Consider the following 8,353-nt stretch of genomic DNA (forward strand, 5'->3'; position numbering starts at 1 on the left):
TGGCCAATCCTGGCGGGCCCACCTCAACCCCGGCGGGCCGCGGCGCACCCTCCCGGCCACCGCGGCCCCGCCGTGCCGAATCCCTGAAATCACCCGGGAATGACCCGGGAATTCCAGACGGGACTCGCCCGCGGTCAGACGGTCTCGGGAAGCTCCTCGAGGCCCTCCGCCACCAGCTTCGCCAGACGGTCGAGCGCGACCTCGGCGTCGTCCGCGTCGGAAGCGAGGACGACCTCCTCGCCGCCCTGGGCGCCCAGGCCGAGCACGGCCAGCATGGAGGCGGCGTTGACCGGGGTGCCGTCGCCCTTGGCGATCGTGATGGGGACGCCGGAGGCGGTGGCCGCCCGGACGAAGATCGACGCAGGGCGGGCGTGCAGGCCCTCGGCCCAGCCGATGGTGACGCGGCGCTCAGCCATGGTGTTGCCCTTCAGGTGTGACGGGTGCTGTTGTCTAGACCAAAATCATACGGTGTCCGGATTCACCCGAACGATGTCCGAGTGAGCCCGGCCATGCCCGGACTGGCCCGATACGGACCTTCCCCGACACTCGGCCCCGACGCAAGGGTGTCCACCATCCGGACCGGGCGGGCCCGTACCCTGGCTCCCATGCGGAGCCCGTCGGACGATCACGCCTACCCGACCCACTGGGAAGCCGATGTGGTGCTCAGGGACGGCGGTACGGCCCAGATCCGTCCCATCACCACCGATGACGCCCAGCGGCTGGTCAGCTTCTACGAGCGGGTCTCGGACGAGTCGAAGTACTACCGCTTCTTCGCGCCCTACCCCCGTCTCTCCGATCGCGATGTCCACCGCTTCACCCACCACGACTACGTCGACCGGGTGGGCCTGGCGGCCATCGTGGGGGATGAGTTCATCGCCACCGTTCGGTACGACCGCATCGACGGCCGGGGGATGCCCGCCACGGCCCCCGCCGACGAGGCCGAGGTCGCCTTTCTCGTCCAGGACGCCCACCAGGGCCGCGGGGTGGCCTCCGCGCTCCTCGAACACATCGCCGCCGTGGCACGCGAACGGGGCATCCGGCGGTTCGCCGCCGAGGTGCTGCCCGCCAACAACAAGATGATCAAGGTGTTCACGGACGCGGGCTACACCCAGAAGCGCAGCTTCGAGGACGGGGTCGTCCGCCTCGAGTTCGACCTCGAACCCACCGACCGCTCCCTGGCCGTCATGCGCGCCCGCGAGCAGCGGGCCGAGGCCCGGTCCGTCCAGCGGCTGCTCGCGCCCGGTTCCGTGGCCGTCATCGGCACCAGCCGCACGCCCGGCGGCGTCGGCCGCACCGTGCTGCGCAACCTCCTGGACGGCGGCTTCACCGGGCGCGTCCACGCCGTCAACCACGCCTTCCCCGACGACATGACGCGGCTGGAGCCCGAGGGCGTCCCGGCCCACCGCTCGCTGCGCGCCATAGAGGAGCCCGTGGACCTGGCCGTCGTCGCCGTCCCCGCCGAGCGGGTGCCCGCCGTCGTGGCCGAATGCGGCGACCACGGCGTCCAGGGGCTCGTCGTGCTCTCCGCCGGATACGCCGAGAGCGGGGGCGAGGGCCGCGACCGGCAGCGGGACCTGGTCCGCCAGGCCCGGTCCTACGGCATGCGCGTCATCGGCCCCAACGCCTTCGGCGTCATCAACACCGCCGACGGCGTCCGGCTGAACGCCTCCCTGTCCCCACAGCTGCCCAACCCCGGCCGGCTGGGCCTGTTCACCCAGTCCGGGGCGATCGGCATCGCCCTGCTGTCCGGGCTGAACCGGCGCGGCGCCGGGCTGGCGAGCCTCGCCGGGATCGCGGGGATATCGACCTTCGTGTCCGCCGGGAACCGCGCCGACGTCTCGGGCAACGACCTGCTCCAGTACTGGTACGACGATCCGCTGACCGACGTCGTCCTGATGTACCTGGAGTCGATCGGCAACCCCCGCAAGTTCACCCGGCTCGCCAGGCGCACCGCCGCCGTCAAACCGGTGGTCGTCGTCAAGGGCGCCCGCCACACCGGCAGCGCCCCCACCGGCCATGCCGTGCCCACCACCCGGATCCCGGACGCCACCGTCTCCGATCTGCTGCGGCAGGCGGGCGTCATCCGGGTCGACACCGTGACCGAACTCGCCGACACCGGGGTGCTGCTCGCCTCCCAGCCGCTGCCCGCCGGTCCGCGCGTCGCGATCCTCGGCAACTCCGAGTCGCTCGGCCTGATCACCTACGACGCCTGCCTCACCGAGGAACTCCGCCCGCTGCCGCCCCGCGACCTGACCACGGACGCCACCCCGGACGACTTCCGGCGCGCCCTGACCGAGGCCCTCGCCGACGAAACCTGCGACGCCGTGGTCGTCACCGCCATCCCCTGGGTCGGCGACGGCAGTGCTCAGGCCCTCGCCGCGGCCGTAAGGGAGGCGGCGCAGGCTCCCGGGCCCGGTCCGGCCAAGCCGGTGGCGGTGGTCCACCTGGAGATCCAGGAGCTCGCGCAGGCCCTGGCCGGCACCGGCGGCGAGCCCGCCCCGGGCACCCGCCGGATCCCCGCCTACCCCGCCGCCGAGCGGGCCGTGCGCGCGCTCGCCGAGGCCGTACGGTACGCACGCTGGCGGGAGGAGGCCGCCGAGCCCGGGCGGGTGCCGCAGTACGACGACATCGACGAGGCGGGCGCGGCGGCCGACATCCAGGTGCTGCTCGCCCCGGCCGACGGTCCGGGCGGCGGCGGCACAGGAGCCGGTACCGGCGACGGCCCGGGTGCCCGAGCCGGCGCCGGCCCGGGTGCCGGAACCGGCCATGACACGGGCGTCGGCACCGGCCGTGACGTGGCCGTCGGGATCGGCGAAGCCACGAGCGGCGGGGCCTTCGACGGCACGGGCCCCGGCGTCGAACTGTCCGCCGCCGACACCCAGCGCCTCCTGGCCCGCTACGGAGTCAGCGTGCTTCCCGCCCTCCCCGCGCCCGACCCCGACGCCGCCGTAAGGGCCGCCGAGCGGCTCGGCTTCCCGGTCGCGCTCAAGCCCACCGCCTCCCATCTGCGCCACCGTGCCGACCTGGGCGGGGTGCGGCTGGAGCTGGGCAGCGAGACGGAACTGCGCCGGGCCTACGCCGAGTTGACCGACTACCTGGGCCGTCCCGAGGAGCTGGGGCTGGTCGTCCAGCGGATGGCACCGCGCGGCGTGGACACCGTCGTACGGGCCGCCATCGACCCCGCCGCCGGGGCCGTGCTCTCCTTCGGGCTCGCCGGCGCCCCGTCCGAACTGCTCGGCGACACCGCCCACGGCCTCGTCCCCGTCACCGGCCAGGACGCCGCCGAGCTGATCCGGTCCATCCGGACCGCGCCGCTGCTGTTCGGCTGGCGCGGCTCCAAGCCGGTGGACACCGCGGCCCTCGAGGAGCTGCTGCTGAGGGTGTCCCGCCTGGTGGACGACCACCCCGAGATGGTCGCCGTCGATCTCGAACCCGTCGTCGTCGCCCAGCACGGCCTGTCCGTGCTCGGCGCCTCGGCGCGGCTCGCCCCGCCGCCCCCGCGCACCGACCTCGGCCCCCGCCACATGCCCGCCTACTGAGCCGCCTACTGAGCCGCCCGCCGAGCCGTCTGCCGGGTCGTCCGAACCTCGGCGTGCGGTCGTCCGAACCTTGGCGGGAGTCGTCCGGGCCTCGACAGGCACGGGCGCCCGCGTCGGCGTCGCCCCGTAGGATGGTGCACATGGCGAAGACCGGTACGACGACCCAGGGGCTGCGCGCGGCGATCGAGCGCAGCGGCTATTACCCGGCACTCGTGGCCGAGGCGGTGGAGGCCGCCGTGGGCGGCGAGCCCATTGCGTCGTTCCTGGTCCACCAGGAGACCACCTTCGACGCCAACGAGGTCCGCCGCCATGTGACGGTCCTCGTCCTCACGGACAATCGCTTCATCGTCAGCCACACCGACGAGCAGGCCGCGGACGGCACCTCCCCGTCGCCGTACGCCACCACCTCCACCGAGTCCGTGAAGCTCCAGCGGATCTCCTCGGTCGTGCTCAGCCGCGTCGTCGCCAACCCCGAGTCGTACACCCCGGGCACGCTGCCCCGCGAGGTCGTGCTGACCATCGGCTGGGGCGCCGTCAGCCGTCTGGACCTGGAGCCCGCCGCCTGCGGCGACCCCAACTGCGAGGCCGACCACGGCTACACCGGATCCTCCACCGCCGACGACCTCAGCCTGCGCGTCAGCGAGGCCGGGGACGGCCCCGACACCGTCCGGCAGACCCTCGCCTTCGCCCAGGCGCTCTCCGAGGCCACCGCGGCCACCCCGGACACCAGCCGCTGATGTCCGGCTCCACCACCGGCCCGCTGCCCTCCACCGCCTCCTTCTGGCCCGAGCCCACCCCGCTCGACCCCCGCTCCGCGCCCCTGCCGCGGTACGGCACCGGTTCGCTCGCCGATCTGCTGCCCGCCGTGGCCGCGGGCCAGGAGATCCCGGGGCTCTCCTCCGATCTGGTCCTCGCCCCCGCCGACCGTGTCTGCGTCTTCCTGGTGGACGGCCTCGGCTGGGAGCTGCTGCGCGCCCACCCCGGCGAGGCGCCCTTTCTGACCTCGCTGCTGTCCAGTTCGCTGAACGGTTCGGGGGAGCCGCTCACCGCGGGCTTCCCGTCCACCACCGCGACCTCGCTCGCCTCGGTGGGCACCGGGCTGCCGCCCGGTGCCCATGGCCTGCCCGGCTACACGGTGCGGGACCCGGACACCGGCCAGCTGATGAACCAGCTCCGCTGGCAGCCCTGGACGGAGCCGCACGCCTGGCAGCCGTATCCGACCGTCTTCCAGCTCGCGGACGCCGCGGGGGTGCACACCTGTCAGGTCTCCGCGCCCACCTTCGCCGAGACCCCGCTCACCAAGGTCGCGCTCAGCGGCGGCACCTTCCACGGGCGGCTCACCGGTGAGGAGCGGATGGACCTCGCGGCCGAGCAGCTCGGTGCCGCGGGCCGCTCGCTCGTCTACACGTACTACAGCGAGGTGGACGGTAAGGGGCACCGCTTCGGCGTGGACTCGCCCGAGTGGCGCGATCAGCTCCGCTATGTCGACGGGCTCGCCCAGCGGCTCGCCGAGAGCCTCCCGCCCCGCTCGGCGCTCTATGTCACCGCCGACCACGGCATGATCGACATCCCGTTCGACCCGGAGTCGCGCATCGACTTCGACGAGGACTGGGAGCTGCGCGCGGGCGTTTCGCTGCTCGGCGGCGAGGGCCGGGCCCGCCATGTGTACGCCGTCCCCGGTGCCGCGGGCGATGTGCTGGCCGTCTGGCGCGAGGTGCTGGGGGAGCGAATGTGGGTGGCCGACCGTGACGAGGCCATCGAGGCGGGCTGGTTCGGCGGGCCCGGCGGTGCCGATGGCGGCGGTAAGGGCGTCGACGACCGGGTGTACCGGCGGATCGGCGATATTGTCGCCGCCGCGTGCGACGACGTCGCGATCGTCGCCTCGCACACCGAGCCGAAGGAGTCCGCCATGGTCGGGCTGCACGGTTCGATGACCCCTCTGGAACAGCTGGTGCCGCTCCTCGAAGTACGCTCCTGAGCGCCCCCGGTCACCCCGCCCCGGTCACCCCCGCCCCGTTCACGCCCGCCCCGGTCTCCCCCGCCCTACGAAAGGCCCCGCCTCCTCATGCCCGAGCTGGTGTTCTTTTCCGGAACGATGGACTGCGGAAAGAGCACCCTCGCTCTGCAGATCCAGCACAACCGCTCGGCGCGCGGGCTCCAGGGGATGATCTACACCCGGGACGACCGGGAGGGCGAGGGCAAGCTCTCCTCACGGCTCGGGCTGGCCACCGAGGCCATCGAGGTCGCCGACGACCTCGACTTCTACACCCATGTGGTCCAGGCGCTGACCGCCGGGGGCCGGGTCGACTACGTCATAGCCGACGAGGCGCAGTTCCTGACCCCGCCGCAGATCGACCAACTCGCCCGGGTGGTGGACGACCTGGAGGTGGACGTCTTCGCCTTCGGCATCACCACCGACTTCCGCAGCAAGCTCTTCCCCGGCTCCCAGCGCCTGGTGGAGCTCGCCGACCGGGTGGAGGTGCTGCAGGTGGAGGCGTTGTGCTGGTGCGGCGCCCGGGCGACGCACAACGCCCGTACCGTCGGCGGCCAGATGGTCGTCGAGGGCGCCCAGGTGGTCGTGGGCGACGTCAACCGGCCGGGGACCGAGGTCGGTTACGAGGTGCTGTGCCGACGCCACCACCGGCGCCGGATGACGGCCGCGCGGGCGCGCGCGGCCGCCCTGTCGCCGGATGTGCTGCCCGTCGACTGACGGCGTCCTCCCGTGGACCGGCTCCCGGCCTTCCGGCTCCCGGCCCTCGGCCGGCGCTCGGCTCATGGCCTCCCCGGCCCCCGGCCGGCGCTCCGCCTCATCCCTTCGTGCGCCGTACGACGGTGAAGGCCGCCCCCTCCGGGTCCCGCACCGTGGCCCGATGGCCGCTCGCTCCCCGCGACGGAGGCCGCACCACCTGACCGCCCAGCGCGGTCACCCGGCGCACCGTCTCGTCCACATCGTCCACCGCGAAGTGGGTCATCCAGTACGGGCCCCGGCCGCGCGGCAGGGCGTCGCCCACGCTCTGGATCGCACAGACCGGCCGGCCGTCCAGGTGCAGCGTGCGGCAGCCCGGCTCCTCCGGGGCCGCCGCCTCCGCCTGGTAGCCGAAGACCATCTTGTAGAACTTCAGCACCCCGGTGCCGTCACGGGTCAGCAGCTCGTGCCAGACCGGGGTGCCCGGCGCCCCGGGCTCCGCCGCCGCGTACCTGCACTCCTGCCACACCCCGAACACCGCGCCCTCGGGGTCGGCGGCGATCAGCATCCGGCCGGCCTCGTCGGCGTCCAGCGGGCCCACCGCCACGGTGCCGCCGCACGCGCGGATCATCTCGGCGGTCTCATCGGCGTCGTCGGAGGCCAGATAGGTCATCCAGGCCACGGGCAGATGGCGTTCCGGAGGCAGCTCGCTCAACCCGGCGACCGGCCGGCCGCCCTGCACCGCGCGGACATACGCGCCGAGCTGCTGGGGGCCCGGGGTGAACTCCCAGCCGAACAGGGAGTGGTAGAAGTCCTGTGTCGCGGCAAGGCTGTGCACCATCAGACTCGTCCAGCAGGGCGTGCCGGGTGTGCGCCGAGTCGCTGCCTCGGTCATACGTCATTCTCTCCTCGGACCATCGTGGTGGACGGTACGGCCCCGGGCCGGTCGGCGGCGCGGGGCGGTCGTGCGGAGGTGCTGATGCGGGGGGCCCGACAGATGTTTGCACCACCTGTCGCACATAGCGCCCTGGCGGAACCGCAATTCGCCGTGCCTCGCAGCAGAATGCCCGGATTATTACCACACATCCGTTTCGGCTTTATTGCGCTCTGGTGTCGCCCGGACGTACACCGGGTGGCCGGGTGGTCCAATCGACGCAGGAATACCTACGCAAGGATGATCCCTATGCATACCATCATCACCGCATCCGATCTCATGAGTGAGCTAACGGAGGATCATCCTCCGCTCCTGCTCGATGTGCGTTGGCAGCTCGGCGGGCCTCCCGGCCGCCCCGCATACGAGGCGGGGCATCTGCCCGGTGCCGTCTACGTCGACCTCGACACCGAGCTCGCGGGCCCGCCCGGAAAGTCCGGCCGCCACCCCCTGCCCGATCTTTCCGCGTTCGCGGCCGCGATGCGCCGAGCCGGGGTGAGCCAGGACCGGCGCGTGGTGGCGTACGACGGCGGACCGGGGTGGGCCGCGGCGCGCGCGTGGTGGCTGCTGCGCTGGGCGGGGCATCCGTCCGTGCGGGTGCTCGACGGGGGGCTGCCCGCCTGGACGGCGGTCGGTGGCTCGCTGACCACCGAGGTGCCGGACGCGCACGAGGGCGACTTCGTCCCGCGCCCCGGGGCCGTGCCGCTGCTGGAGGCGGACGACGCGGCGGCGCTCGCCCGGCGCGGGGTGCTGCTGGACGCGCGTGCGGGCGAGCGCTACCGGGGGGAGGTCGAGCCCATCGACCCCGTCGGCGGCCATATCCCGGGCGCGGTCTCCGCCCCCACGGCGGAGAACGTCACGGACGACGGCCACTTCCTGCCCGCCGAGCGGCTGGCCGAGCGGTTCGCGGCCCTGGGCGCCACCGGGGACGCCGAGGTCGGGGTGTACTGCGGCTCCGGGGTTTCGGCCGCGCACCAGGTGCTGGCGCTGGCGGTCGCGGGCGTTCCGGCGGCCCTGTACGTCGGCTCCTGGAGCGAATGGTCCTCGGATGGCGCCCGTCCGGTGGCCACCGGCCCCGAGCGGGGCTGACCACATCGACGGGGCCCGGGCCCCCCCCCGCGGGGGGGGGGCGGGCGGGGGGGGGGGGGGCCCCGCACCCGCGGCGGTGGGGCGGGGGGGGAGAGAGACGGAGGCCCA

7 protein-coding genes are annotated in these 8,353 nt (G+C 73.8%); 5 read left to right on the forward strand and 2 right to left on the reverse strand.

Annotated features, from left to right (window positions below; genetic code table 11):
- Window positions 1-134 precede the first annotated feature (134 nt).
- Window positions 135-416 (reverse strand): HPr family phosphocarrier protein, encoded by a 282-nt coding sequence (locus ACFXB5_RS51120; RefSeq protein WP_137979878.1) that lies wholly within the window; start codon window positions 414-416, stop codon window positions 135-137.
- 189 nt (window positions 417-605) lie between these two features.
- Between ACFXB5_RS51120 and ACFXB5_RS51125 the strand changes: the two genes are divergently transcribed.
- From ACFXB5_RS51125 to ACFXB5_RS51140, 4 genes are all read left to right on the forward strand, one after another.
- On the forward strand, window positions 606-3,539 hold the full coding sequence (locus tag ACFXB5_RS51125; protein ID WP_385222339.1) for a GNAT family N-acetyltransferase: 2,934 nt from the start codon (window positions 606-608) through the stop codon (window positions 3,537-3,539).
- A gap of 140 nt (window positions 3,540-3,679) precedes the next feature.
- Window positions 3,680-4,276 (forward strand): DUF5998 family protein, encoded by a 597-nt coding sequence (locus ACFXB5_RS51130; protein ID WP_201852682.1) that lies wholly within the window; start codon window positions 3,680-3,682, stop codon window positions 4,274-4,276.
- Window positions 4,276-5,517 (forward strand): alkaline phosphatase family protein, encoded by a 1,242-nt coding sequence (locus tag ACFXB5_RS51135; RefSeq protein WP_385222342.1) that lies wholly within the window; start codon window positions 4,276-4,278, stop codon window positions 5,515-5,517. The genes ACFXB5_RS51130 and ACFXB5_RS51135 overlap by 1 nt, the downstream gene beginning before the upstream one ends.
- Window positions 5,518-5,604: 87 nt before the next feature.
- Window positions 5,605-6,249 (forward strand): thymidine kinase, encoded by a 645-nt coding sequence (locus tag ACFXB5_RS51140; protein WP_385222344.1) that lies wholly within the window; start codon window positions 5,605-5,607, stop codon window positions 6,247-6,249.
- Window positions 6,250-6,346: 97 nt separating this feature from the next.
- On the opposite strand, the gene ACFXB5_RS51145 is transcribed toward ACFXB5_RS51140, so the two are convergent.
- Window positions 6,347-7,120: a VOC family protein gene (locus ACFXB5_RS51145; protein WP_385222347.1), complete on the reverse strand. Its 774-nt coding sequence runs from the start codon at window positions 7,118-7,120 to the stop codon at window positions 6,347-6,349.
- Between the two features lie 288 nt (window positions 7,121-7,408).
- On the opposite strand from ACFXB5_RS51145, the gene ACFXB5_RS51150 reads away from it, so the two are divergent.
- Window positions 7,409-8,245 (forward strand): sulfurtransferase, encoded by an 837-nt coding sequence (locus ACFXB5_RS51150; RefSeq protein ID WP_385222350.1) that lies wholly within the window; start codon window positions 7,409-7,411, stop codon window positions 8,243-8,245.
- Window positions 8,246-8,353 lie beyond the last annotated feature (108 nt).

Source organism: Streptomyces sp. NPDC059455 (genome assembly GCF_042750115.1).
GTDB lineage: Bacteria > Actinomycetota > Actinomycetes > Streptomycetales > Streptomycetaceae > Streptomyces > Streptomyces endocoffeicus.